At 52.2% G+C, this 25292-nt stretch carries 21 protein-coding genes and 1 riboswitch; of the genes, 6 read left to right on the forward strand and 15 right to left on the reverse strand.

Translation table 11 applies throughout. From position 1 onward, the window contains the following. Nucleotides 1-58: 58 nt before the first annotated feature. The 10 genes from BN2762_RS04510 to BN2762_RS04555 all read right to left on the reverse strand — a co-directional run bounded on the left by BN2762_RS04510 (nt 59) and on the right by BN2762_RS04555 (nt 12228). Entirely contained in the window at nt 59-1306 is a 1248-nt protein-coding gene (locus BN2762_RS04510; RefSeq protein WP_055105827.1) for a Zn-dependent hydrolase, read from the reverse strand. Next, nucleotides 1293-1850: an L-2-amino-thiazoline-4-carboxylic acid hydrolase gene (locus BN2762_RS04515; protein ID WP_083484762.1), complete on the reverse strand. Its 558-nt coding sequence runs from the start codon at nt 1848-1850 to the stop codon at nt 1293-1295. The genes BN2762_RS04510 and BN2762_RS04515 overlap by 14 nt, the downstream gene beginning before the upstream one ends. A 1170-nt stretch (nt 1851-3020) precedes the next feature. Beyond that, nucleotides 3021-3728 carry an ABC transporter ATP-binding protein gene (locus BN2762_RS04520; RefSeq protein ID WP_222861024.1) on the reverse strand — a complete coding sequence of 236 codons (708 nt, stop codon included), beginning with the start codon at nt 3726-3728 and terminating at the stop codon, nt 3021-3023. A gap of 17 nt (nt 3729-3745) precedes the next feature. After that, nucleotides 3746-4522 carry an ABC transporter ATP-binding protein gene (locus tag BN2762_RS04525; RefSeq protein ID WP_055105828.1) on the reverse strand — a complete coding sequence of 259 codons (777 nt, stop codon included), beginning with the start codon at nt 4520-4522 and terminating at the stop codon, nt 3746-3748. Next, nucleotides 4522-5487 (reverse strand): branched-chain amino acid ABC transporter permease, encoded by a 966-nt coding sequence (locus BN2762_RS04530; RefSeq protein WP_055105829.1) that lies wholly within the window; start codon nt 5485-5487, stop codon nt 4522-4524. Before BN2762_RS04530 ends, BN2762_RS04525 begins: the two co-directional genes overlap by 1 nt. A 9-nt stretch (nt 5488-5496) precedes the next feature. Beyond that, nucleotides 5497-6369: a branched-chain amino acid ABC transporter permease gene (locus BN2762_RS04535; RefSeq protein WP_055105830.1), complete on the reverse strand. Its 873-nt coding sequence runs from the start codon at nt 6367-6369 to the stop codon at nt 5497-5499. A gap of 59 nt (nt 6370-6428) precedes the next feature. Continuing rightward, on the reverse strand, nt 6429-7556 hold the full coding sequence (locus BN2762_RS04540) for an ABC transporter substrate-binding protein (protein ID WP_055105831.1): 1128 nt from the start codon (nt 7554-7556) through the stop codon (nt 6429-6431). A gap of 1214 nt (nt 7557-8770) precedes the next feature. Beyond that, the gene (gene sdhB / locus BN2762_RS04545) at nt 8771-9535 is read right to left on the reverse strand and encodes a succinate dehydrogenase iron-sulfur subunit (protein ID WP_187386471.1); all 765 of its coding nucleotides are present in this window, start codon (nt 9533-9535) and stop codon (nt 8771-8773) included. A gap of 12 nt (nt 9536-9547) precedes the next feature. Next, nucleotides 9548-11293, reverse strand: coding sequence for a succinate dehydrogenase flavoprotein subunit (sdhA, locus tag BN2762_RS04550; RefSeq protein ID WP_055105832.1), 1746 nt, complete (start codon nt 11291-11293; stop codon nt 9548-9550). Between the two features lie 263 nt (nt 11294-11556). Further along, nucleotides 11557-12228, reverse strand: a complete 672-nt coding sequence (locus BN2762_RS04555) for a succinate dehydrogenase cytochrome b558 subunit (RefSeq protein ID WP_055105833.1) — start codon at nt 12226-12228, stop codon at nt 11557-11559. Nucleotides 12229-13033: 805 nt separating this feature from the next. Between BN2762_RS04555 and BN2762_RS04560 the strand changes: the two genes are divergently transcribed. Both BN2762_RS04560 and BN2762_RS28030 read left to right on the forward strand, forming a co-directional pair. Then, nucleotides 13034-13939: a LysR family transcriptional regulator gene (locus BN2762_RS04560; RefSeq protein WP_055105834.1), complete on the forward strand. Its 906-nt coding sequence runs from the start codon at nt 13034-13036 to the stop codon at nt 13937-13939. Next, a complete protein-coding gene (locus BN2762_RS28030) occupies nt 13939-14064 on the forward strand; it encodes a hypothetical protein (RefSeq protein WP_262362793.1) in 126 nt (41 codons plus the stop codon). The genes BN2762_RS04560 and BN2762_RS28030 overlap by 1 nt, the downstream gene beginning before the upstream one ends. A 75-nt stretch (nt 14065-14139) precedes the next feature. Here BN2762_RS28030 and BN2762_RS04565 read toward each other — a convergent pair whose 3' ends face one another. From BN2762_RS04565 to BN2762_RS04575, 3 genes are all read right to left on the reverse strand, one after another. Further along, nucleotides 14140-15516: an S-layer homology domain-containing protein gene (locus tag BN2762_RS04565; RefSeq protein WP_316246765.1), complete on the reverse strand. Its 1377-nt coding sequence runs from the start codon at nt 15514-15516 to the stop codon at nt 14140-14142. Between the two features lie 23 nt (nt 15517-15539). Beyond that, on the reverse strand, nt 15540-17771 hold the full coding sequence (locus tag BN2762_RS04570; RefSeq protein WP_055105836.1) for a cadherin-like beta sandwich domain-containing protein: 2232 nt from the start codon (nt 17769-17771) through the stop codon (nt 15540-15542). Nucleotides 17772-17911: 140 nt separating this feature from the next. Then, complete coding sequence (locus BN2762_RS04575; protein WP_230202418.1) at nt 17912-20503, reverse strand: winged helix-turn-helix domain-containing protein; 2592 nt, start codon at nt 20501-20503, stop codon at nt 17912-17914. Nucleotides 20504-20587: 84 nt separating this feature from the next. Between BN2762_RS04575 and BN2762_RS27500 the strand changes: the two genes are divergently transcribed. From BN2762_RS27500 to BN2762_RS04590, 4 genes are read left to right on the forward strand one after another with little or no spacing between them, the layout of a single operon-like run. Beyond that, on the forward strand, nt 20588-20743 hold the full coding sequence (locus tag BN2762_RS27500; RefSeq protein WP_222861018.1) for a hypothetical protein: 156 nt from the start codon (nt 20588-20590) through the stop codon (nt 20741-20743). A gap of 19 nt (nt 20744-20762) precedes the next feature. Then, nucleotides 20763-21128 (forward strand): GntR family transcriptional regulator, encoded by a 366-nt coding sequence (locus BN2762_RS04580; RefSeq protein WP_055105838.1) that lies wholly within the window; start codon nt 20763-20765, stop codon nt 21126-21128. Further along, complete coding sequence (locus BN2762_RS04585) at nt 21128-22033, forward strand: ATP-binding cassette domain-containing protein (RefSeq protein WP_055105839.1); 906 nt, start codon at nt 21128-21130, stop codon at nt 22031-22033. The genes BN2762_RS04580 and BN2762_RS04585 overlap by 1 nt, the downstream gene beginning before the upstream one ends. Further along, nucleotides 22017-22694 carry a hypothetical protein gene (locus tag BN2762_RS04590; RefSeq protein ID WP_055105840.1) on the forward strand — a complete coding sequence of 226 codons (678 nt, stop codon included), beginning with the start codon at nt 22017-22019 and terminating at the stop codon, nt 22692-22694. The genes BN2762_RS04585 and BN2762_RS04590 overlap by 17 nt, the downstream gene beginning before the upstream one ends. Nucleotides 22695-22755: 61 nt before the next feature. On the opposite strand, the gene BN2762_RS04595 is transcribed toward BN2762_RS04590, so the two are convergent. Beyond that, on the reverse strand, nt 22756-23424 hold the full coding sequence (locus BN2762_RS04595; RefSeq protein WP_055105841.1) for a potassium channel family protein: 669 nt from the start codon (nt 23422-23424) through the stop codon (nt 22756-22758). Between the two features lie 15 nt (nt 23425-23439). Then, nucleotides 23440-24771: a TrkH family potassium uptake protein gene (locus BN2762_RS04600; protein ID WP_392391559.1), complete on the reverse strand. Its 1332-nt coding sequence runs from the start codon at nt 24769-24771 to the stop codon at nt 23440-23442. Nucleotides 24772-24880: 109 nt separating this feature from the next. Further along, nucleotides 24881-25037, reverse strand: a riboswitch (cyclic di-AMP (ydaO/yuaA leader). Nucleotides 25038-25292 lie beyond the last annotated feature (255 nt).

Raw genomic sequence — 25292 nt, forward strand, 5'->3', positions numbered from 1 at the left:
CATCCCTAAGATATCTCATGTCGGAACACTAGCTGCTCATACGCATCCTGACCGTCCTCTAAAAAGAACCCTTATCTTCATTCGCCAGCTGCAGCAAGGTATGATACAGCACTTCCGTTCCGGCCGCACAATCCTCGGGGGAGCTCCACTCCTTAGGATTGTGGCTGATGCCGCCGCGGGAGCGCACGAAGATCATGCCGACCGGCCATAGGGAGCTGAACTGCATCCCGTCATGGCCCGCGCCGCTTGCTAAGCGTGGCAGGTTCGCCAGATCGGCTAGTTTTCCGGCCTGAGCCACGGCCTCCTGCACCGCCGAAGAGCTGGGAGCTGGAGCAACCCGCTGCAGCGGCTCAATCTGCAGTTCAATGCCGTGCCTCTCGCACACCTGCTGGCTGTAAGCGTGAATGCTCGCCTCCAGCCGGTTACGCTCGGCTTCGTCGATATCCCGCAGGTCGAGCGAGAATTGAACCTCCCCGGGGATGACGTTTACTCCGCCTGGCAGAGTTTTAAGCTTCCCTACCGTGGCCACTGCGTTCTCGTATTTTTTCGCTTCCGCGTAAATGTAATTTAGGATCTCCGCGGCTGCCTGCAGCGGATCTCGCCGCAGCTGCATAGGGGTCGCCCCGGCATGGCCTGCCTGACCGATCAGGGTGAACTGCTGCCAGAGCGGCCCGGCGATGCCTGTTACGAGGCCTACCGGCTCATCCAGATTCTCCAGCACCCGGCCCTGCTCGATATGCAGCTCTACGTAAGCCTTCACCTCATGCGGAGGCTTAGCCGCTTCCCCTACACGCTCAGGCGCAAGACCTGCCGAACGCATCGCATCAGCAATCGCTATGCCCTGTTCATCCCGCTGCTCCAAATCCTTCGGCTGCAAGGTCCCAGCTACGGCCCGGCTGCCGATCATGCCGAATCCGAATCTGGAGCCCTCCTCATCCGTAAATGCGATGACCTCGATCGGGTAGACGTTGCGAACTTCCAGCTCATTCATTCGCTGCAGTGCTTCGATCGCCGCGAGGACGCCCAGCGCCCCGTCGAACATCCCGCCATCGGGAACTGTATCGATATGAGAGCCCGTCAGAACTGCGGCAGCCTTGGGGCTCGTTCCTTCCCGGCGGCCGATGAGATTCCCGGCGGCATCCTCGCGGACAGCCAGCCCGGCTTCCTTCATATAAGCGGCAACAAGCTCCTTCGCGCGAATTTCATCAGGGGTAAAAGAATAACGGGTGACTCCCCCGCTAATCTGCTTGCCGATTTCCCCCAGCTCCATTAATCTCGCCCACAGACGCTCCTTATTGATCGCCATTCTCCCCACCCCCAGGCTCCTTCCCCGATGATTTCATCTGGAACCTGAAATGGCAATGCCCGTCTTTAAGCAAATACTTATCGTGCACGACTTCGAAATTAGGGTTGTAGCCCTTCGCGATGGCCGGGTCAATCATCTGGCAATAGAGGATTCCGTATTCCTCCATGCCGTCTTTTTTCCACTGATCCCCGAACGCGCATCTCGTAAAGTTCTGCTCGATCTCGACCGGATGGTATTCCGTTTCATATTCGAACAGATCGCTGCGTCCCATATCGTAATTCGGCAAATAGCTGTGAATATCATTCGGCTGTCCGGCAGCCGCCGCCCGGCGGGCGATATCCCGGCCCCGTTCCTCGCCGAAGGTGCGCACGCCCTCGCGGATCGCATCCTTCCCTTCTTCGCCAAAACGATCCACTACGGCCTTGGAGAGGTGGGCGAACAATTTCGCCATGATTGTATAAGGAGATACCGGCTCCAGACTTTCGTCGTGATTCAGCTTTTGCTGGGATTCCTCTTGTGCTTTGTCCCGTTTCTCTTGGCTCATTTTCAGACGCCTCCTCAATTAATCTATCTGTACAGACTTCCAACGCTAACTCATTACGATGCGAACTCAGTTACAATGTAAACTCATTACAATGCTAACCGCTAACGTTGCGATAAAGGTCGCAGGAAGAATCAAAAACAGAGCAGTAGCACTAGATGCAATCGATGCAATATTATCTGACTATAAAAGTTAAACTATTGAAGTGAATGTAGACCAAGTACAATTTCTTTATAGTTTTATAGTTCATGTTATATAAGCTGTGTCGCACAGTAATCTAAGCTGCTGTTTGTTAATATAGCTACCGTACACTAATAGAAGCTGCTGTAAACTAATATAGCTACCGTAACTAATAGAAGCCACCGCATACTAATTTAAGTTACCATACACTAATACAAGCTACCGCGTACTAATTTTAGCTACCGTACCCTAATACAAGCTGCTATATACTACATTAAGCCGCCTTACACTAATTTAAGCTACCGCGTACTAATATAGCTACCGTGCACTAATATAGCTACCGTACACTAATTGGAATTCATGCATCTAATTATGCTCTATATAAATGTTTCAGGGGATTAGATGGATTTGATGCATCTAGAATTAAGAATCCTGCCCATAATTGGCCAATTCCCTTCCTCTAACGACATGAAATCCATTAACATTTACTTCCCCTTCTTTACCGCAGAAACTAATTACTATAAATCCACTTAAAAATATGAATCTATTGAAATGGAAGCGGGCAAGTGCTACGGCAATGAATTTGGGCAAGCAAGCGCAAAAGCTACTACAATGAATGTGCGCAAACAAGTGCAAGTGCTACTGCAATAAATGTGCACAAACAAGTGCATATGCTACTGCAATGAATCTGCGCAAGCAAGTGCATATGCTACTGCAATGAATCTGCGCAAACAAGTGCAAAAGCTACTGCAATGAACGTGCGCAAACAAGTGCAAGTGCTACTGCAATAAACGTGCACAAACAAGTGCAAGTGCTACTGCAATAAATGTGCACAAGCAAGTGCAAATGCTACTGCAATGAATCTGCGCAAACAAGTGCAAAAGCTACTGCAATGAACGTGAGGCAAGTGCGTAAAATGCTCCAACGATCGAGTTGCTCCCAGTTCGCTTGAATGATGCAAATTCATAATCATAACAGCCGTCTATTTACGCTCTAGCCGATGCCCAAATAGACCGACTTGACCACGTCGTTATTCCTTAACTCCGCAGCCTCGCCTTCCACAACGATGCTGCCCGTCTCCATCACATAGCCGCGATGGGCGGCAGCAAGCGCCATGGTAGCATTCTGCTCCACCAGCAGCACGGATACGCCTTCCTCGTTCACCTTGCGGATCGCCGCGAAGATCTCCTTCACGATCAGCGGCGCAAGGCCCATCGAAGGCTCATCCAGCAGCAGCAGCTTCGGCCTCGCCATCAGAGCGCGGGCAATCGCCAGCATTTGCTGCTCCCCGCCGCTCATCGTCCCGGCGAGCTGCTTCCTGCGCTCCTCCAGCCGCGGAAACAACTCAAACATGCTCTGTATATCCGCAGCTACCCCTGGCTTGTCCTTCCGGACATAAGCGCCCAGCTTCAGGTTCTCAAGCACCGACAGGTCGGGGAATACGCCCCGTCCCTCAGGAACCTGCGAGATGCCCCGCTCCACGATCTGATGGGGCTCCAGCTTCGTGATCTCCTGTCCCTCGAAGCGGATCTGTCCCTGAATGCTCTTATTCAGGCCAGAAATGCTGCGCAGAGCCGAAGTTTTCCCCGAGCCGTTCGTCCCGATCAGCGCCACGATCTCCCCCGGCTGAATATGAAGATTCATCTGCTTCACAGCCGCTATCACACCGTAATTTACGCTTAAATCTTTAATTTCCAAAATAGCTTGGCCGCCGCTCGTCAAAATTCCTCGACCTCCCCGCCCAAATAAGCCTGAATGACATCCGGGTTGTTTTGTATCTCCTCCGCGCTGCCCTCGGCGATTTTCTCGCCGTAATTCAAGACAACGATACGGTCGGAAATCTCCATAATCATGCCGATGTCGTGTTCGATCAGGATGATCTCGATATTGAATTCCTTGGAGAGCTGCCGGATTTTCTTCACAAGCTCGGCCTTCTCCGCGGCATTCATTCCCGCCGCCGGCTCGTCCAGCAGCAGAATTTCGCAGCCCGTAGCCAGCGCCCTCGCAATTTCGAGCAGCCGCTGCTCCCCGTACGGCAGGCTTCCGGCCAGAATGTCCAGCTTGTGCGCAAGCCCAACGACCTCGAGCTTCACCAGGCATTCCTGAACGATGGCAGCGCGCCGCTTGGCCGTAGAGCCTCCCGCAAAGATCGAGCGAAGCACCCCCTCGCCGTTGCATTCCGCATGTGCGATGAGCACGTTTTCCAGCACCGTCATATTTTTCAGCAATCGCGTATTCTGAAAGGTCCGGGCAATCCCCAGACCTACTCGCCTGAACGGCTTAAGCTTGTTAATGACCCGGTCCTTGTAAATGATCCTGCCGGAGGTCGGCTGATAAATACCCGTCAGCAGGTTGAACAGCGTCGTCTTTCCCGCCCCGTTCGGTCCGATGATCGATAGAATCTCGCCCCGGCGCACCGTCATATCGACATTGTTCAATGCGACAAGCCCGCCGAACTTTACCGACACCTTCTGCAGCTCCAGTACGTTCTCCATCACTTGCCCTCACCTTTCCGCACCATGCCGTAGAAATTATATTTGCGGTGCTTCTCCCCCCAGAATCCAGTCGGCTTGAAAATCATCATTAGCACGATCGCGAGTCCCAGTAGCATCATCCTATAGTCGCTCATATACCGCAGCAGTTCGGGGGCAAGCACGAGAATGACCGCGCCGAGCACCGAGCCAGGCAGACTGGCTGAGCCGCCCAGAATGACCATGGCCAGAATATTGACCGAATCCAGATAGCGGAAGGCATCCGGACTAACGAAGGAAATGTAGGAAGCCCAGAACGCTCCGGCAATGCCAGCGAAGAATCCTCCCACGGTAAAAGCGAGCAGCTTGTATTTATTCGGACGAATTCCGACCGACTGCGCCAGCGTCTCGTCCTCGCGAATGGTCAGCAGGCTGAGGCCGACGCCGGAATGCACGATGCGGTGAATGACGAAAAACGTCAACAGCGCAAGCGCCAGGATCAAATAATAGAACTCCATTTTGCCGCTAAAGGTGTAGCCGAACACAGTCGGTGCGGGAATCCCCGGCAGCCCCATAGGCCCGCGCGTTACATCGACCCAGTTGACGAAGATCAGCCGCACGATTTCCCCGAAGCCGAGCGTGACGATCCCGAGATAGTCCCCCCTCAGGCGAATGACCGGAGTTCCCAGCAAAAACCCGAAAAAACCTGCAATCACGGCGGCTGCAGGCAGCGCGATCCAGAACGAAACTTGAAAATGGATCATGAGCAGGGCTGCGGAATAAGCGCCAATGCCATAGAAAGCAGCGTGTCCGAGCGCGAACTGCCCGGCATATCCGATAATGACGTTGAGGCTCATCGACAGGATGGAGAAAATCCCGATCATGATCACGATATGCATCCAGTAATCGTTAACCTGCTGCAGCACCAAAGGCAGAACGATCAACACGGCAGCTGCCGCCCCTATGGCCGTAGTTTTTCTTAAGCTCAAGCTCATCACCTACACTTTGTTGATATCTTTTTTGCCGAGAATGCCGGAGGGCCGGATCAGCAGCACAATGATAAGGATCGCGAACGAAATGACACTCTTGTACTGCGTGGAAATATAAGCGCCGCCCAGCGTCTCCACCAGCCCGAGCAGTACGCCGCCGAGCATCGCGCCGGGAATGCTGCCGATTCCTCCAAGCACCGCCGCTGTAAAGGCGTTGATCCCTGCCATATAACCCATCGTCGGATATACTGCGTTATAGTAAATGCCAACCATGATGCCCGCACAAGCGGCAAGCGCGGAGCCAATCCCGAAGGCCAGGCTGATCATCCGGTTCGTGTTGATCCCCATAAGGGCCGCATTAGTCAGGCTCATGGACGTTGCCCGCATCGCCGTTCCCGTCTTCGTCTTCGTGACGAACAGCTGCAGACCGAGCATCAGAATAAAGGACAGAATTAGAATCAAAATTTGAATTTCGGAGAACGTGATGCTGCCCAGGGTATAAGTACGGCTGCCGAACGTCGTGGGAAATGGGCGCATTTCCGTCCCCCATAGTTTCTGAGCCAGGCTGATCAGGAACGTGGATACGCCCAGCGCGCTAATCAAGGGAACGATCCGGTCAGCCATTCGCAGCGGCCGGTAAGCAAGCCGCTCAATCAGGATTCCGATCCCGGAGGTCACGACCGCAGACAGCAGAAATGCGAGATATAGCGGCAAATCCAGTTCTTTCATGAAAAAAAGTCCCAGAAAGCTGCCCATCATAAAAATATCGCCGTGCGCAAAGTTGACGATTTTCAGGATGCCGTAGACCATCGTATAGCCCAGCGCAATCAGGGCATAAATCATCCCGATCGTCAATCCGTTGGTTAATTGCTGAAGGAGCATAGTAACACCCTTTCAAAGCCAGGGAGCAGGAATGAAGTTCAGTCCTGCTCCAGAAGCGGTTATTTATAGAGTTCGAACTTTCCGCCTTGCACCGTCAGTTTCGAAGGAATCGTCTCGACGTCGCCGTTCTCGTCAAAGCTCAGCACGCCGGTCGCTCCTTTGTAATCCTTCAAGGTTTCCAGATACGTCTTGATGCTCTCTCTGTCTGCGCCCTTCTCCTTGATCGCCTCGATGACCACCGAAGTAGCGACATAGGAGTAAGCTGCATAGGTATCCGGCTGGCTGCCGTACGCCGCCTCATAATCCGCGGCGAACTTCGTTGCCTCCTCATTATCGCCGCCCGGGTAGAAGAAGCCGATCAGCTTGAAGCCTTCTACAGATTCCCCGCCCAGCTCAAGCAAAGCTTCGGAATACAGGCTGTCGACACCGATAAAATCAACGCTCAGGTTCAGCTTCTTCGCCTGCTGGGAAATCAGTGCCGCCTCATTATAGAAGCCGCCGATAAAGATGGCCTCAGGCTGCTTGTCCTTGATCTTCGTCAGAATCGTACTGAAATCCTTATCGCCAGGGTTATAGGCTTCCGCAGCCACAACCTCGATATTGTTGGCCGGAGCTGACTTCTGGTAAACATCCAGCAGACCGAGGCCGAAGTCGGATTGCTCATAAATCAGCGCAACCTTGCTGTACCCCAACTCCTTGGACCAGCCTGCCAGGTAATCGGCTTGGAACGCATCCGTCGTAATGACCCGGAAGGTATACTCCCCAGCATCCGTAACGCCAGGCGCGCTGGAGGACGGGGAGATTTCGACGATTTTATTTTTGTTGTATACAGGTGCCGTTGCCAGCGTAGCCGAGCTGTTGAAGTGGCCAACGACAGCCAGAATGCTCTTGTCCGACACGAATTTATTCGCGACGTTGACAGCCTCGTTGGAATCCCCTTTATCATCCTGAACAACGATCTCTACCTGCTTGCCGCCGATTCCGCCCGCCTCGTTGATCTGGGCTGCAGCCAGCTCGGCGCCATTCTTGAAAGCCTGTCCATACTGTGCCTGCGTGCCGGAAATCGGCGCGGCAAGGCCAATCCGAATGGTATCGCTCTTAGCCTGTGCTCCATCGTTCGCGGCGCATCCGCCCAACAGACCGACAAGCAATCCTGTCAATATAACTGTTAAAAAAGACCTCTTCATGTTGATCCCCCTTAATACTAAAATTAATCCTATAAGTTAAGTATGGATTTTATTATAGGGCATTTCCCCGAAAAAGCAACAGTTTTTTATATAGTCGAATCAGTTTTGACAATGTCAAAATCGGGCTGTGTTTTGTGAGCTGTATCTATGTAAATTTTTCTGGCTGTCCTTTATATAAGCAGTATTCTTATGCTTTCTCACGCCCCTTTAGATGAGCAGGATTCATGTATTTTTCTCTCGGCACTTTATATGAGCGGTGTTCTTGTACTTTTCCTACGGGACTCTATATGAGCGGTGTTCTTGTATTTTCCCACGGGACTCTATATGAGCGGTGTTCTTGTACTTTTCTAACGACCCCTTAGACCTCTTAATTGAACCGGAGTCTTGGAATAAACTAAACAACGGATTTATGACAGCTCCTAGGTGATCAGAATATAGACTTATGAGCTTGCTGCCTGTACCTAGATAGTTAGGACACGAATTATCACTGACTGTTCCTAGATGGTCAAGACAAGATTTATCACTGTACTGACTGTTCCTAGATCGTCGAGATCAAGCAGCCTAAACGGACGCGATCAGATAACTAGATGCATTCCATGCAGTTAGTTCAGCGGTTTCGGCCTTGTTAGAGGGAGCTAACTGTAAAACCTACATCTAGTTCCAAGCTATTTCGACGAATTCGCTCCAATCAGGCAAACTAACTGGATATTTTGCATTTAGAACATGTACTTTTGATAAAACGAGCTTAACTAGATGTATAAAATACATTCCGCTTTATAATCATCAATGAATGCTAGGACTGTACCTAGGTAGTCAGGACACAGACGTACTGACTGTACCTATATAGTCAGGACACAGATTTACCACTGTACTGACTGTTCCTAGATCGTCGAGATGAAGCAACCTAAATGGCCGCGATCAGATAACTAGATGCATTCCATGCAGTTAGTTCAGCGGTTTCGGCCTTGTTAGAGGGAGCTAACTGTAAAACCTACATCTAGTTTCAAGCTATTTCGACGAATTCGCTCCAATCAGGCAAAACTAACTGGATATTTTGCATTTAGCGCATGTACTTTTAATAAAGCAGTTTACTAGCTGTACAGCAGCCTGCGTCCTCCCCGCCAAAAAAAGAGGCCAGCTCCCCTCATTGTCAAATGAGGGAAACTGGCCTCTCTTGATTCTGTTAAGCAACGGATGCAAGACCTGTTCGCGGTTTACACGCCTAACCAAGTCTTGAACATATGCTTCGTTGTAGCCTTGTTCATCTCGGCGATGGACGTCGTGAGCGGAATACCTTTCGGGCAAGCGCGCACGCAGTTCTGCGAGTTGCCGCAGCCCTCGATTCCGCCGTCTCCCATCAGCGCCTCCAAGCGTTCTTCGGCGTTCATTTCGCCCGTTGGATGGGCATTGAACAGCCTTACCTGCGAGATCGCTGCCGGACCAATGAAATCCGTCTTCTCGTTCACGTTCGGACAGGCCTCTAGGCAGACGCCGCAGGTCATGCACTTGGACAGCTCGTATGCCCACTGGCGCTTCTTCTCCGCCATCCGCGGTCCCGGGCCCAGATCATATGTTCCGTCGATCGGAATCCATGCTTTGACGCGCTTCAGCGCATTAAACATGCGGCTGCGGTCAATGACCAAATCCCGGACAACCGGGAACGTCTTCATCGGCTCCAGCCGAATCGGCTGCTCCAAATTGTCAATCAAAGCTGCGCAAGCCTGGCGAGGCTTGCCGTTAATCACCATCGAGCAGGCACCGCATACCTCCTCCAGGCAGTTGGAATCCCAACATACCGGAGCCGTGTCCTTGCCCTCCAGATTTACCGGGTTACGCTGAATTTCCATCAGGGCACTGATGACGTTCATGCCCGGGCGATAGTTCAGCTCGAACTCTTCCGTATAGGGAGCCGAATCCGGCTTGTCTTGGCGCGTTATAATGAACTTCACCTTTTTGGCCGTTGTTTCCGCTATAGCCATGACATTCCCCTCCTATTTTTCCTTCGAATAATCGCGAATCCGCGGTGGAATCAGCGAGACATCCACTTCTTCATACGAGATTTCCGGTCCGTCCGGCGTCCATTTCGCCTTCGTCGTCTTCAGGAACTCCTCATCATTCCGATCTGGGAATTCCGGCTTGTAGTGAGCACCGCGGCTCTCGTTGCGAAGCAGAGCGCCCAGCGTCATCGCTTCAGCCAGCTCCAGCATATTCCACAGCTGGCGGGTAAAAGCCGCGCCGGTGTTGTTCCAGCGGGACGTATCGTTAATGTTGATTTTCTGATAGCGCTGCTTCAGCTCTTTAATTTTGCCGATCGTAGCTTCGAGCTTATCGTTGTGGCGCACAACCGTCATGTTATCGGTCATCCACTCGCCAAGCTCCTTATGAATAACGTAGGCATTCTCCGTGCCGTCCATCGCCAGAAGAGCCTCGTATTTGCTCTCTTGAGCCTTGCGGTTCTTCTCGAATACAGCCGGGCTGATATCCTCTGCCGACTTCTTCAGCCCGCGAATATATTCGACTGCCTTCGGTCCAGCCACCATGCCGCCGTAAATCGCCGAGACGAGCGAGTTCGCCCCGAGCCGGTTGGCCCCATGATACTGATATTCACATTCCCCCGCAGCGAACAGGCCAGGAATATTCGTCATTTGGTTGTAATCAACCCACATACCGCCCATGGAGTAATGGACTGCCGGGAATATTTTCATTGGAATTTTACGAGGGTCATCCCCCATGAATTTCTCATAAATCTCGATGATACCGCCTAGCTTAATGTCGAGCTCCTTCGGATCCTTGTGGGACAGGTCGAGATACACCATGTTCTCGCCGTTAATGCCCAGCTTCTGCTCTACGCAGACGTTGAATATTTCCCGGGTAGCGATATCGCGAGGCACCAGGTTGCCATATGCCGGATACTTCTCCTCGAGGAAATACCAAGGCTTTCCATCCTTGTAAGTCCAGATCCGTCCGCCCTCGCCGCGAGCCGATTCCGACATCAAGCGCAGCTTGTCGTCGCCCGGAATCGCCGTCGGGTGAATTTGAATGAACTCGCCGTTCGCGTAATAGACGCCCTGCTGATACACGGCGCTCGCCGCAGTACCTGTATTAATAACCGAGTTTGTCGTTTTACCGAAAATAATCCCCGGTCCGCCCGTCGCCAAAATCACAGCATCGGATGCAAAGGTGACGACCTCCATCGAGCGAAGGTTCTGCGCCACGATCCCGCGGCAGACCCCCTCGTCGTCCAGCACCGCGGACAGGAACTCCCAGCTCTCGTACTTCGTAACAAGGCCTGCGGATTCATAGCGGCGAACCTGCTCATCGAGCGCGTACAGCAGCTGCTGTCCCGTCGTTGCCCCAGCAAACGCCGTCCGGTGGTGCTTCGTTCCGCCGAACCGGCGGAAATCAAGCAGGCCTTCCGGCGTACGGTTAAACATAACCCCCATCCGGTCCATCAGGTGGATGATCCCCGGAGCCGCTTCACACATCGCTTTCACCGGCGGCTGATTCGCAAGGAAGTCTCCGCCGTATACCGTATCGTCAAAATGCTCCCATGGGGAGTCGCCTTCGCCCTTCGTATTGACGGCGCCGTTGATGCCGCCCTGCGCACAGACGGAGTGAGAACGCTTGACCGGAACTAGGGAGAACAGATGCACCTGAATCCCGGCCTCCGCCGCTTTGATCGTAGCCATGAGCCCGGCTAGGCCGCCGCCTACGACAATAATGCTTTGTTTAGCCATATATGTTTCAACTCCTAAAAATTTTGTACAGCGTTACTGCATTGGAATACCTCGAACAAAACTTGCATATCAACCAGTCACTTTGTTTGGTGTAGCATTACTGCGTTGAAATGCCTTGAGCATAGCTTGAATCTCAAGCAGTCGATTTGTTTGGTGCAGCGTTACTGCAATTGAAATACTCCGAGTAGAAACTTGCCCCGAAAGCAGTCGCTTGTTTAAACAACATTACCGCCACCGATATGGTCTGCTCATTCAAGCTTAAATTAGCCTACAAACGCCTTCAGCGTCTGCAGCAATGCCGTTCCTTCCGCGGCAAATTCAGCGTTGCGGAATGCAAACAGCGACCACACGAACATCACGGAGACGATCACGAACAATCCCATGAAAATATTCGAGGAAACGCGCTGCGCACGCGGCCCTACCGTAATCCCCCAGCTCACGAGGAAAGACCACATGCCGTTGGCGAAGTGGAACGAAGCCGCGATAACACTGATAAAATAAAGGCCGAAGAAGATCGGCTGCGTAACGATCCCGTGCATCACTGCACCAAGCTCCTCGTGCGTCACGTTGCCCAATGCGACTTGTACCCGAGTCTCCCAAACGTGCCAGATTACGAACGCAAATACAATAACCCCGCTAATCCGCTGGAGCAAATAGCGAAGGTTCCGTTCATTGCGGAATCTGCCATTGTTCGGCTTCGCCTGAAATGCGATATACATCCCGTATACGCCGTGGTACAGTAGCGGCAGCCAAATAAATAACGCTTCAATTACAATAACAAGCGGCAGACTGTTCAGGAATGCAACGGCATCCATGAATCCCTGCCTTCCGCCTTCAACGGCTGAAAAGTTCGTAAGCATGTGTTCCAGAATAAAAAATCCTAGCGGAATGACACCCAGGAGCGAGTGCAGCTTTCTGGAATAAAACCCTTTCATAAGTGCGTGTTCCCCTTTCTCATTTCCATCGTTCCCTATTCAATGACACCATTCAACACCGGCCGTCAAGAAAGTATATGATAAATCCCACACCAAAACGGCCAACTGTCCATGTGCTTAAAATAACATGTGAACATCTTGTGTCACTTTCAATGTTACTCCTTTTTATCTTATAATGGAATTGCAATATACTTATTAATAGTTATAACTAATACGCATAACAATGTAAACTCCCAAATTATTTGCGAAAATTTATTTTCTTTTACAAAATTTATTTCAATTACTCTATTAGTTGAACTATTTGATTTACGGTACAAGCAGCAGAATAAAATGTTCTTTCGATATGAGCGCTTTTAAACGATTTTTCGATTAAAATTGCCACTCAGCCGACAAAGTCCGATTCCGTTTTTTGCCTCCCTGCGGCCCCATATCCGTTTAACCTCCGTATTACCAGCTATTAGTTGAATAACGTGGAGGACGGTGGCAATGGCTATAAAGTGCGGATCAGCTCATGGCATAAAGTGCGTTGCTCTTAAAGCCCATTACTATAAAGTAATTGCTATGAAGCACATTGCTATGGTGCGCATTTCTATGGAATCGATTGCTATGAAGCGCGCATTTCCACAAGATGTATTGCACAAAGCGTTACATTAATAAAGTGCATTGATATGAGAAAATTACTATAAGATGGATCATGAAAAAGAGCTGGTTAAACTGTTCAACATAATAATTAATTTCTATTTCCTAGTTTCTAATTCCTAATATCTATTTCATATATCACACGGCAATCGGGAGGGACTTACCTATGATGGAAGATTTACTCGTATTCACCACAGTCGTCGAGCAGTCCAGCTTGAACAAAGCTTCAAAGCTGCTCAATTTGTCGCAGCCCGCCCTGTCTCGCAAAATAGCCAAGCTCGAGGAAGAATGGGGCGTAGCCCTGTTTGACCGCAAAGGCAAACGGCTGGAGCTGACCCGCGTCGGCCAGGAGGCTTACATTTACGCTCTGGAACAGCGCCAGCGCCACCAGCAATTTCTGCAATCGGTCTCCCGCTTCAAGACGGCCGAGCGCAGAGTCATTACGCTTGGAGCAAGCCTGACGACGATTCAGACGACCCTGCCCCCGCTGGTCACCGCTCTGATGAACAAATCACCGGACATCGAAGTGAAGCTCGTCACCGGCAAGACCCATGAGATCGTCTCCTATGTCCGCGACAAAAGGGTCGACCTTGGCGTCGTCGCCTCTTCCATCTCCGAGCAGGGCTTGAAGTGTATTCCCTTGTTTCAGGATCATCTGGAGCTCGTCATTCCGAGGAGTCATGCATTAGCTGCAGGAAGTCCAGCTACCATGGAGGATTTGAACGGCCTGCCTATGATTATTTTCTCGAAAGGGACATGGTATCGTAAGCTGATCGATGATTTGTTTGGCCGTTACAGCATCATTCCCGACGTACGGATGGAGATTGATTCCTTCGAGGCGATCGTCCGGCTTCTTCCGACATGCCGGGCCGCCGCGCTGTTACCGCAATCCTATCTGCGGCCCCAACTGCTGAAGGACAATGAGCTTGTTGCTCTGCCCATGAAGGAGCTGGAGCAGACGCGCCGGGAAACCTGCCTTATTTACAGCAACAGCTCGGAGCTCAGCCAGGAGACCAAAGATTGGATCAAGGACATTAAGGGCAGTCTGATCGATGCCTTAGAGTTAGAGTGATGAGTGTAGGTATGGGTATGGGTATGGGTATGGGTATGGGTTTCGGCTTCAATAACAGAAATACCTTCATTCGCGCCTTTAAGGGCAAGGAAGGCATCACCCCAGCGAATATCGAAAAAATATGAGTAAGTAGACCAGAAACGATCAAACGGCTTAAGCCCTGTATTTTTCATCGGGCTTAAGCCGTTTGAGTTATAACTTTAACTATTGACCTCCGCCATTCGCAGCAGCATCGCTGCCGCCTCTGCACGAGTCGCGGTTTCATTAGGCGCGAATCGGCTGCCGCCGCGGCCATCGGCGAGGCCCAATTGGCGAATCGCTCCGACCGCGCCTTTCGCCCATAGGGGAATGGCTTCGTCATCGGTAAAACCGCTTGAAGTATGGGCATTCGTCGGAAGCTTAAGCGCCCGGGCGATCATGACCGCCATCTCGGCGCGGGTGATCTGCGCGCTCGGCCGGAAAGCACCGTCGTCATATCCGCTGACGATACCTGCTTCCACTGCACGGGAAACGGCCGGCCTCGCCCATGCACCGATTTGCTCGTAATCGGTAAAGGGCTGCTCGGCAGCCTTCCCTCCCAATTTCAAAGCGCCTGCAAGCATGACCGTAAACTCGGCGCGCGTAACCGGATCGTTCGGTTTGAAGGTGCTGTCTGGATAACCGCTAGCCAAGCCTTTCGCCGCAGCGCGTTTGATGTGACCTTCCGCCCAGTGTCCAGCGATGTCGATAAATGAGATCCGAGGTGCTTCAGGTTCATCTGATTCTGCTATTTCCCTTTCAATAGATAGCGTATATGTTTTACGGGAACCGTCTTCCGCTTGAACGGTCAGTGGAATGACGTTCTCCCCTTCTTTCAGTTCGATCCTGATCCCCTTGCCCGCTGCTTGATGGTTCCATTTCACTTTGGCAGCCGCATGCTCAGGATTCGCTTTCACCTCGATTTGCTCCGCTTCAGTCTTGGCCGTGTAAGCAAAGGTATCCGCTTTAAATACAGGTGTTAAGGAGATGCGTTTGCCATCCGCCCATACTTCCAACGTCTTCAGATTGGCGTTACTAGATAAATGCCAGCCAACGCCTCCTCCGCTGTCTGAACCTCCAGTATCGCCCTTCCCTGCTGCTGCCCTTGGAGTCGCTGTTGCTGCATTAGAGAAATCGCTGAACCCTTCCGCATGGATGCTTTTTACTGCAAACGCATAACCATTTCCATTCGTCAATCCAGTGACGGTGTAGGTGCTCGGCACAACATCAGATCGAATGAGCCTCCAGTTCGCCGGATCGACAGGAGCTGATGAGCCTTCCGCTTGATAGACAGCATAAGTCACACTATCTAATTCCGTAACCGCATTCCACTTTAACGTAACAGAACGATCGCCCGCCGAGGCTGTCAGATTGGCTGGCGCGGGTATCGTCGCGGGTACCGTTATAATAGAATAATATTCCTCCAGCATTTCACTATCGGTCATGCCATCCTTCACAGCGATAGCTTTGATTGTCATCGCCTCGGTAACCTCTATAGGAGCTGAATATACCGAACTGGTGCTGCTTACCGGTTCGCTGCCGTCTATCGTGTAATAGATCGTCGCTCCCTCGGTCGGCGTGCTTAGCGTAACCCTGGTGCCAGACCGCCTGCCGGACTCGCAACCGGCTTGGCGGCCTGCTCAAGCGGCGCTGAATTTTTCACCAGAGTGATCGTATACGTTTTATTTTCTTTCAAATACGGGGATACTTCCACATTAACGATCGTTTGCTCGTCGATGACTGGGATTCTGGCTGCCACTGCCGGATCGGATTGCCGCTCGCCATTCACATACACATCGGCATGCTCCGTGTATTCCAGAACAGCGAGCACGTTCATCTCGTTGACATCATTGTCAATCTGAACGGTGTACTCCTGCTGATCTGCATTAAATGGGAGCTCCACTTCTTCCCCGCTTGAATCGGTCAGTTCGATCCAAGTCAGATCGCTAGTCGGAATGTCGAGTTTGCCGGATCCCTCATAACCCCAGCCGACAACGGTTCCATCCGCTAGCAGCGCTAAGGTGTGATTATCCCCCGCCGAAATCGCGACGACGTTGCGCAAGTTTAGCGGAACCTCGAGTTGGCCCCAAGTATTATTTCCCCATCCAACCACCGTGCCGTCAGACTTTAAAGCGACGGAATGATGGCGGCCTGCACTTACGGCGACGACATCTTGCAGTCGATCAGGCAGGTTTAACTGGTTATGAGTATTATCTCCCCATGCGACGATCGTACCGTCTGTTTTCAAAGCCAAGGAATGATAGCCGCCTGCGCTGATCGCTTTCACATCCCGCAAGTCGCTTGGGATATTCAGTTGGCCAAAGCGATTGCTTCCCCATACCGCTACCGTACCGTCGGCCTTTAGTGCAAGGGAGTGAAACAGTCCCGCGCCGACCGCGATCGCATCCTTCAACTCGTCCGGCACCTCGAGCCGTTTATCTTCCTCATTCCCATAAACTTTACCCCAGGCAACGACCGTACCGTCATCCTGCAGCGCCAACGAATGATAGTCTCCTGCATCGATCGCGTCAACCTTGCGCAAATTCGGCGGAATGTCCAACTGATTGTACAGATTGTCTCCCCAGCCGTTGATCGTGCCATCTGTTTTTAATGCCAAGGAATGAGAGACGCTCGCGCTAATCGCTTGTACCTCATCCAAGCCTCCGGGGACCGGAAGCTGGTTGAAGCTATTGCTTCCCCAGCCGACCACGCGACCGGCGGATGTCAGAGCCAGGGAATGGCTGGCTCCCGCAGCGACCTGCCTTGGTTTCACGGGAGCAGCGATACGTGCCGGCACATCGATCTGTCTCGATCCGTTATCCCCCCAGGCAACGATCGTTCCATCCGCTTTCCGGGCCAGGGAATATTCATACCCCGCAGCAATCGCAATCACGCTGTTTTTCGCGGCTTCGGGTACGATTGCTTGTCCGTAGTCATCTCTCGAACCGTTGGAAATGCCCCAGGCAATGACGGAGCCGTCTGCTTTCAAGGCAAGAGAATGCGCACGCCCTGCAGCAATTGCGATAACACCGCTTTCCGCCTCTTCCGGCACAGAAGATTGTCCGCTTTCGTTCCTCCCCCAAGCAACCACCTTACCCGATGCGGTTAACGCCAAAGAATGATGCGTTCCTGCGCTAATGGCCACTGCATGACCTTGGACTTCATCGGGGATATTCAGCACTCCCGATCCGTACGGGTCTCCTCCCCAGGCAACCACTTCTCCAGCGGCAGTTAAAGCTAAGGAGTGCCAATACCCCGCCGCTATGGCTACAACACCGCGCTCCGCTTCATCCGGCACATCCGATTGACCCGTAATGTTAGCTCCCCAAGCAATGACTTTCCCTGAGGACGTAAGGGCTAACGAATGGAAGGCGCTGTTACCTGATGCAATCGCTACAATGTCGCTTTTCGCTTCCATGGGTACATTGGCTTCGCCAAATCTTCCCCCTCCCCAGGCAATGACCTCGCCAGCGGATGTAAGAGCGAGAGAGTGGTCTTGTCCTGCGCTAACCGAAACAATATTGGATTGTGCTTCAAGGGGGACCGTGGCCTTTCCATATCCATTCGATCCCCAAGCCAGCACTTCCGTATCCGGGGCCAAGGCTAAGGAATGGTACCGCCCTCCTGCGATTTGCTGGATTCCGCCCCAACGATCCCCGAGGGATGGATGAGCGCTCCCTTGAGCATAAACATTGCCGTAGGGTACTGTGAGCAGAAACGACTGCATCAGCAGCAATAGGATGCATAACCTCGCCAACCGGGCGCCTATTTGGTCTTTGTTTCGCAAGCTTCTTCCCAACCTCATTTTCACCATGCCTCCACCCATCTCCTAAGAACTTTATCGAGACGATTATACCTATTTCCCGTTCAGCAGTGATCAACCCCAGCTGTCGCATCCAACCCAAAGGTTGAGGAAGGGGGTGGAGACATTTCATGCAAAAAAAGAGGAACGGCTTAGAACAAATTCAGTGTTCTGGCACGTTCCAATGCTTGCAATCGGCCTTTGACCTGCAGCTTGCTGTAGATGTTGTTAATATGCGTTTTTACGGTAGCAAGGGAAACATGAAGTTCGAGAGCAATTTCTTTATTGGACAGCCCTGTTTCCATAAGCTGCAGCACACTCTTTTCTTTAGCTGTTAAAGAAGGTTTATTTGCTCCCCTGATAACCGCATCCTCGATCCGCCCTCCGCTTTGGTCAATGATCCGCCACAGCCGTTTTACATAGGGCAATGGAACCCTTTTGGCGGGACTGCGATGTTGATTTTGGCGCAGGCTGATATAGGTATCTAATAATTCCCCAAGCGGTGCTCCCTCATCGACAAAGGTACGAATGTAGCCTTCTGGCCAAGCCAGGGCAAGCGCTTCTTCCAATACATCCATACTCTGTACCACCTTTCCAAGGAGGAAAAGAATCCTGCTCTTTTGAATCAGCAAAAGGATTTTGTCGCTTTGCCGCCCTGCCTGATTCACCATGGAGGTGAGCCGGTTCGTTAAAGCAGCGGCTTCCTCTATCCTCCCCTGCGCTGTCAGCAGAGAGGCCAGTAAATTATATTCCTTGACCATCGATAGCGGAATTTCATCCCCGGGCCGTAAATCGCTTGTTCCCAGCCATTGCTTCGCTGGCTCCTCCGCTCCCTGCATCCTGCCTAGCACGGCCGAGAACCATGCGATTTTCCTGGACAAGTGAGTGTTCGCCCTTGAATCCGTTTGTTCACTCAGCTCCTGGAGCATAGCATTCGCTGTCCCCCAGCTGCCTTGTGCAGCAGCTATGCGGGCAAGCCAGAGCACGGCGATCGTCGCAAGGCTTGGATTGTCATGCATTCTTCCGAGCTCTTGCGCCCGGCGCATATAGCCTTCCGCCTTGTCAAGGCGATTTCGCTCGTAGTGCAATTTTCCGAAATCTATGTATAAATGAGCGATAAATAGCACATTTCGCGTTCCGGACCAAATGGATAATAAGGAAGTCAGTATGGGTTCAGCCAACTGAAGGCTGTCATCGGACACATAGATGTCCCACACGGGATGGTAGCCATCCCGCTCGCTTCCAAATCCTATGAAGAAATCTCCATCGGGGTTCCTCTCGACATATTCCTTTGAGAATTGAACGGCATATTCGAAGTCCCGGTCCATGAACGTGCGAAATGCCGCCAGAAAGTCCAGGCCCGCTTGCAATGACTCGGCTTCATAAGGACGCAGGGAAGCCGTGTCTTCTTCCAGCCTGCGAACCGCCCGCCAATACCCGTCTGTGGCCGCTTCGACGTGTCCAGACAGATACTGGGAAGCGAGCTTTGTCAACAACATCATCGGCCTGGCAAACAGCAGTGAATCGGGAATGGAGCTTAGCCACTTGCAAAGCGTCGTCCATTCATTAACCATGAGCTGCGGCGCAATCGCTTCTATTAAAGCAAACGCCTCTTCATAGCTCGTACCCGCCAAATAATGCTCGACTGCCTCGTAAGGATAGCCGTTCTCCTCCAGCCATCTTCCCGCGGCATTATGGAGCTCCTTCCCTCGGCCCGGTTCAAGCAGGTTCAATTGTACCTGGAGAAATTGCTGAAATAGATGGTGGTATCTGTACCATTCCCTCTGCTCATCCAAAGGCACGAGAAACAAGCTCTCCTGCTCCAGCTTCTGCAGCCATACAGCACTTTCGGCAATCCCGGTGACAGCCTCGCATAGCTCGCCGTTCATCCGCTGCAATATCGAGCTCTGGAGCAGAAATTGCTGCTGCCTCTCCGGCTGCCGGGACAGCACCTCCTCGAAGAAATAATCGGAAATATCGCGCTCCGTCCCTGTCATCTTCAGAATCATCGACGCGGGATCGGCATGCTCGTGCAGCGATAAGGCGGCGAGGCGCATCGCGGCCGCCCAGCCTTCCGTCCTTTCCTGCACAGCTCCCGCTTCTTCGGGAGACAAACTCACTCCGCCGCACTTCGCGAAGAACTCGGATGTTTCTTCCAGTCCGAAGCGCAGGTCGCTTGCTTCCAGCTCGTTCAACCTATTCTCCACCCTCATTTTGGAAAGGGGGAGCGACGGCTGGCTGCGGCTGGCGATATAGAGATGAACGTGAGAAGGCAGACGCTTCAGCAAATATACGATTCCCCTCAGGATCGCCGCTTCTTCGACATGATGGAAATCATCCCATATGAGAATCATCGGATGCGATACACGGTGCAATGCATTGACAAGTGCAGCAATCAACGCGTCGCCCGAGGCGTCTTCTGCGGCATGATGAAGCACGGCCTGTTCGTCCAAGGCCGGGTAGGCCTGCTTCAACGCGGCAATCGTATGTGCCCAGAACCGCATTCGATCATTATCCCCCTGATCCAGCGATACCCAGGCGCTCGAATGTTCCATCGTCATTACCCACTCGCTGAGCAGGGTGGTTTTACCGTATCCGGCAGGCGCTGTGACCAAGGTGAGCTCGCAATCCAACCCTTCATGCAAACGATGGAGGAGGCGGTGGCGCGTAACAAGCGCCGATCGCGGCCGGGGAATATGTAACTTCGTGGCGATGATCACCTCGATCACTTCCTTTTTTGACAAAAATCAATCGAACGGGATATTTTCCCTTTTATTCTATCAAATATCCATTCGTTTGACGCTATCGACTGAACCAAACATTAAGAAATGCAATACTTTCCTGCCGCCTGCAGCTGGGAGAATGCGATGGCATTTGTGGCCTCAGGAAAAAGAGTACAAGGCAAGCCTCCAACGAAGCAAATCGATGGAAGCGAATTGACAACCGGGATCGTTGGTTATATGGTTAGTTACATAAGTAATTAACCAAAGTAGGTGTGTGGATATGGCCATGCTGAGCGACGACGGCCGCCCGATATTCCAGCAAGTCGCAGAGAAGATGGAAGACGATATTATCGAAGGCCGGCTGCCCGAGCAATCCCAGGTACCTTCTACGAATCAGTTTGCGGCGTTCTACCGGATCAATCCTGCAACCGCCGCCAAGGGAGTCAACCTGCTGGTTGACCAAGGGATATTATACAAGAAGCGAGGAATCGGCATGTTCGTAGCGGAAGGAGCCCGCGCTGCCGTACTGGAGAAGCGCAAGCAGCAATTTTACGAGCAATACGTGGTAGCGATGGTTCGCGAGGCTGCGAAGCTGGGGATTACGACGAAGCAATTAGTTGAAATGATTATGGAAGGAGATGCTTAATGCTGGACTACACCTTAAAATGCCATCAGATCTATAAAAAGCTCGGAGACACCCAGGCCATTCACGATGCTGCCGTCGAATTCGAGCCCAACGCGATTCACGGGCTGCTGGGACCGAGCGGCGCCGGCAAAACGACGCTCCTTCATCTCATCTCCGGCCAATTGATTCCGGATCAGGGGGCTGTTACGGCAGGCGGTCATCCCGTTCACGAGAATCCGGGCATCGTCTCGCGGATATGCTTCGCCAAAGCCATAGAACAGGCTTGGAGCGAATACAGGGTCCAAGATATCATGAAATTCTGTTCCCTCCTCCACCCGGACTGGGACGCCGGATTCGCCGCGGAGATGCTGGACAGATTCCGCGTCCCCCTCAAGCCGAAGTACAAGCATTTATCGCAGGGAAGCCAGTCGCTGCTCAGCATCATTAAGGGGCTGGCCAGCCGCAGCCCGATCACGCTGCTTGATGAACCGACGCTCGGGCTTGATGCGGAGAAGCGCGAGGCGTTCTATGAGCTGCTCTTGAGCGATTATAGCGAGCATCCGAGAACGATCATCCTGTCTACGCATCTGATCGATGAATCCGCCGACCTGTTTCAATACATTACGCTGATGCAGCAAGGGACGATCGCTGCCCATTGCGAAACAGATGAGCTCGCCGGCCAAGCCCGCTATCTGCAGGGAAGCACGGAGCAATTGGCGCCCTTCCTCGGAGATGCCAGAATCCTGCACCAGGAATCCTTGGGCAGCGTAACGAGGCTCGCCTGGCTGGGTTCCATAGACCATGAGACGTATTTTAGAGAGCAAGGAATCGAAATAACCCCGATTCCCCTGCAAAAGCTCTTCGTTTATTTAACCCGCCAAGAACAGCAAATATCGGAGGTGCTTGCTAATGAGAACATTTCGTAGCCAGCTCGCCTTCCATTGGCATGAGAACCGCAAGCGCTTGTTGTATTTCGGAGCGATCGTGCTGCTCCTTGATTTGTGGGTGCTTGCCGGATATGGCGTATACGAGCCCGAGAATGCGTTGGCCCTGGTCATGAATAACAATTTTGCAGCAATTTCCATTTTCATCCTCTTGATCACTTATATTACAGGGGCCAATTCCTTCCCCTTGCTGATGGGCCTCGGCAGCACCCGCAGGCAATATTACTGGAGCAGCCTAACCTATTTCGCTGCATTCAGCGTGGCGATATCACTTGCCCAGACCATGCTCATGGCAGCGCTAAAGCTGCTGCTGCCGCTGCTCGGCTTCCATCTGGACAATGCTGTCATTTCATACGGTGCGATGTGGTATTCGCAGAGTGCCACTTACTTCCTGCTAGCCATGCTGTTCTTTCTGGCGAGTACCTTGATGTACCGCTTCGGCATCTTCTGGGGCTTCGGGTTAATCGCCATCTATGTTTTTAGCCTGGAGGCTCTTCGCACGAGCAATCCCACCCTCATCGATGCTACGGCCAGAACCTTGGTCGATATTCTCTCTCCTCATTTCGCCCTGGCCGCCTCCGCCGGCATAGCCCTCATCTGCGGATGGCTGTACCGGAGCGCCGAGGTGAAGACCTCAGCATAGTCAAAAAGCTGCAGCCCCGGCCTCAGGCCGAACTGCAGCTTCCTTATTCTCTCGCCTCAGCTTACTCTTCCTCGTTAATCATAGCTTCAAATTTATCTATGCTATCATTCGACCCGATCAGAACCATAATATCTCCAGCATCCAGCACGTCCATGGCGGTAGGCGCAACAATGACTCCCGTATGCTTGTGAATCGCCACTACGCTGCAGTTGAAGTTGACCCGGGGGTTGATCTCCCCTAGCGTTTTTCCCGCCAGGCAATCCGGTACCCTTAACTCAACGATACTGTATTCCTTCGACAGCTCGATATAATCGAGAAGATTCGGCGTAACCAGCTGATGCGCCACGCGAACCCCCATATCCCTCTCCGGAAAAATCACCCGGTCTACGCCAAGCTTCTCCAGCGCGCGGCCGTGCAGCACAGAGATCGCTTTGGCAACCACCGTCTTGATGCCCAAATCCTTGAGCAGAATCGCCGTCAGTATACTCATCTGTATATCGCTGCCGATCGCCACGATGCCGCAGTCGAAGTTGCGGATGCCCAGGGACTTCAGCATCTCTTCATCCGTAGCATCCGCCACGACGGCATGGGTTAAGTAGGCGCTCATGTCCTCCACCAGCTCCTCGTTCACATCGACGCCTAGCACCTCGTACCCCAAGTCCATCAACTCCAGGGCCAGGCTGGAGCCGAAGCGCCCTAAGCCGATCACCACAAACTGCTGCATTTTCATGGAATGGTCAATCTCCTATCCTATAATCATTTTCCCTTCGGGATGGCGGTATAACTCTTTACCTTTTTTCGGTCCAAGCGCAAAGGCCAGCGTCAAGGGTCCGAGCCGTCCGGTAAACATCATGAAGCATAATATAACTTTGCCGATATCGGTCAAATCCATCGTCAGCCCCATCGATAAGCCCACCGTGGCAAAGGCGGACGTCGTCTCGAACAATATGCTCAGGAAGCTGGCATCCTCGGTCGTTGAGAGCACCATCGCTACCGCAATTACAAGGAATAGGGCAAGCATCGTAATCGTCACCGCTTTGAATATCCGCTCCTGGGCCAAGCGGTATCGAAACATGACCAGATCATTGCGGCCGCGGATCATGGAAATGACCGCCCCGACCAGAATCGTGAACGTCGTCGTCTTGATCCCCCCGCCCGTCGAGCCCGGAGACGCGCCAATGAACATAAGGATGATAATAAAGAATTGCGAAGCCTGGCGAAGCGCGCCGATATCCACTGAATTTGCCCCTGCGGTTCTTGACGTCACCGATTGAAAGAACGAGCTCCATATTTTCCCGCCCCAATCCAGCGAGCCCATCGTCTTCACATTCGTAAATTCAAATATAAAAATAACTGCAGCTCCAATAATAATGAGGGAGCCCGTCATGGACAGCACCACCTTGGAATGAAGCGACAGCTTGCGGCTGCGGCGGAAATCCACAAGCTCGGACAGAACGATAAAGCCCAGCCCTCCAGATACAATCAGAAAGATCGATACGAAGTTAACGAGCGGATCATTCACGTATCCTGTCAGACTGCGAAACTCGCCGAATAAATCAAAGCCCGCGTTATTGAACAGGGAGATGGCATGAAAAATTCCATAATAAGCCGCTCGTCCAAGCGGCATGTCAAACGCCCAGCGCAGCGTAAACAACACGGCAGCGGCAGCCTCAATGATCATGGAGTACATGAACACCTTGCGGATGAGGCGCACGATGCCTTCCATCGTGTTTTGATTCATCGCCTCCTGCAGCAGAAGACGGTCGCGAAGCGAAATCCGCCGTTTCAACACTAGCGAGAAAAGGGTTGCCATCGTCATGAAGCCAAGGCCCCCGATCTGAATGAGCGTCATGATCACGATTTGGCCGAACACCGTAAAGTGAGTCCCGGTATCGCGAACGACGAGCCCTGTCACACAGGTGGCAGAGGTCGCCGTAAACAGCGCATCTATTAAAGGAAGAGGCTCCCCGCTTACATTGGCGAGCGGCGTCATGAGCAGCAGCATTCCGGCCAGTATGATGGCCGCAAAACCAAGCACCAATATTTGCGGGGGAGATAATTTAAGCCATTTGGACATCCTGTTCACCTCGTCTTCCTTTTCAGCATACCCACAACGTATTTATCCCATTAGGACGGCTCCTTTGGCAAAAGAAAAAAGCACTGGAAATCCAGAGCCTTTCGGATATGGTTCCTCTGCAATACGCCTACGAGGTTAGCTGACGGGTTCGGGCTGCACAGTCACCCTATTCGTCCTGCGGCGGACGCTCCGTCCGGCAGACTTGGAAATTCACCCCTAAAAATTGGTTCCCCCGTTTTCCTGTGGAAATTCGGCAAATATTATTTTCATCTCTTTCATTTCATTTTCATCTCATCTCTATGAATTGGATTATAAGCTTAATTCACGCTCACCACAAAGCGTAATTTGCGCGAAATACGATGAAAATCACCTTTGCTGCCCGAAACGCTGCCCGTCAGCCTTCATTCTCTGAGCCATGCTGTATTTTTACGGTATTATTGCGCCTTTTCAGCCCCGAGTTCCTGGGCATTCTGGCGATGGCTTATGGATTTATGGTATCTTTACATTGATATCCATTTACA

Source organism: Paenibacillus ihumii, assembly GCF_001403875.1.
In the GTDB taxonomy this organism is placed as follows: domain Bacteria; phylum Bacillota; class Bacilli; order Paenibacillales; family Paenibacillaceae; genus Fontibacillus; species Fontibacillus ihumii.

What these genes read in the sequence shown, in the direction of transcription:
- BN2762_RS04570 (WP_055105836.1), bottom strand. Translation starts at nt 17,771, where the DNA reads ATGGTGAAAATGAGGTTGGGAAGAAGCTTGCGAAACAAAGACCAAATA.
- BN2762_RS04515 (WP_083484762.1), bottom strand. Translation starts at nt 1,850, where the DNA reads ATGAGCCAAGAGAAACGGGACAAAGCACAAGAGGAATCCCAGCAAAAG.
- BN2762_RS28030 (WP_262362793.1), top strand. Translation starts at nt 13,939, where the DNA reads ATGAGTGTAGGTATGGGTATGGGTATGGGTATGGGTATGGGTTTCGGC.
- BN2762_RS04580 (WP_055105838.1), top strand. Translation starts at nt 20,763, where the DNA reads ATGGCCATGCTGAGCGACGACGGCCGCCCGATATTCCAGCAAGTCGCA.
- BN2762_RS04590 (WP_055105840.1), top strand. Translation starts at nt 22,017, where the DNA reads ATGAGAACATTTCGTAGCCAGCTCGCCTTCCATTGGCATGAGAACCGC.
- BN2762_RS04555 (WP_055105833.1), bottom strand. Translation starts at nt 12,228, where the DNA reads ATGAAAGGGTTTTATTCCAGAAAGCTGCACTCGCTCCTGGGTGTCATT.
- BN2762_RS04600 (WP_392391559.1), bottom strand. Translation starts at nt 24,771, where the DNA reads ATGTCCAAATGGCTTAAATTATCTCCCCCGCAAATATTGGTGCTTGGT.
- BN2762_RS27500 (WP_222861018.1), top strand. Translation starts at nt 20,588, where the DNA reads ATGCAATACTTTCCTGCCGCCTGCAGCTGGGAGAATGCGATGGCATTT.
- sdhA (WP_055105832.1), bottom strand. Translation starts at nt 11,293, where the DNA reads ATGGCTAAACAAAGCATTATTGTCGTAGGCGGCGGCCTAGCCGGGCTC.
- sdhB (WP_187386471.1), bottom strand. Translation starts at nt 9,535, where the DNA reads ATGGCTATAGCGGAAACAACGGCCAAAAAGGTGAAGTTCATTATAACG.
- BN2762_RS04540 (WP_055105831.1), bottom strand. Translation starts at nt 7,556, where the DNA reads ATGAAGAGGTCTTTTTTAACAGTTATATTGACAGGATTGCTTGTCGGT.
- BN2762_RS04585 (WP_055105839.1), top strand. Translation starts at nt 21,128, where the DNA reads ATGCTGGACTACACCTTAAAATGCCATCAGATCTATAAAAAGCTCGGA.
- BN2762_RS04510 (WP_055105827.1), bottom strand. Translation starts at nt 1,306, where the DNA reads ATGGCGATCAATAAGGAGCGTCTGTGGGCGAGATTAATGGAGCTGGGG.
- BN2762_RS04525 (WP_055105828.1), bottom strand. Translation starts at nt 4,522, where the DNA reads ATGGAGAACGTACTGGAGCTGCAGAAGGTGTCGGTAAAGTTCGGCGGG.
- BN2762_RS04595 (WP_055105841.1), bottom strand. Translation starts at nt 23,424, where the DNA reads ATGAAAATGCAGCAGTTTGTGGTGATCGGCTTAGGGCGCTTCGGCTCC.
- BN2762_RS04535 (WP_055105830.1), bottom strand. Translation starts at nt 6,369, where the DNA reads ATGCTCCTTCAGCAATTAACCAACGGATTGACGATCGGGATGATTTAT.
- BN2762_RS04560 (WP_055105834.1), top strand. Translation starts at nt 13,034, where the DNA reads ATGATGGAAGATTTACTCGTATTCACCACAGTCGTCGAGCAGTCCAGC.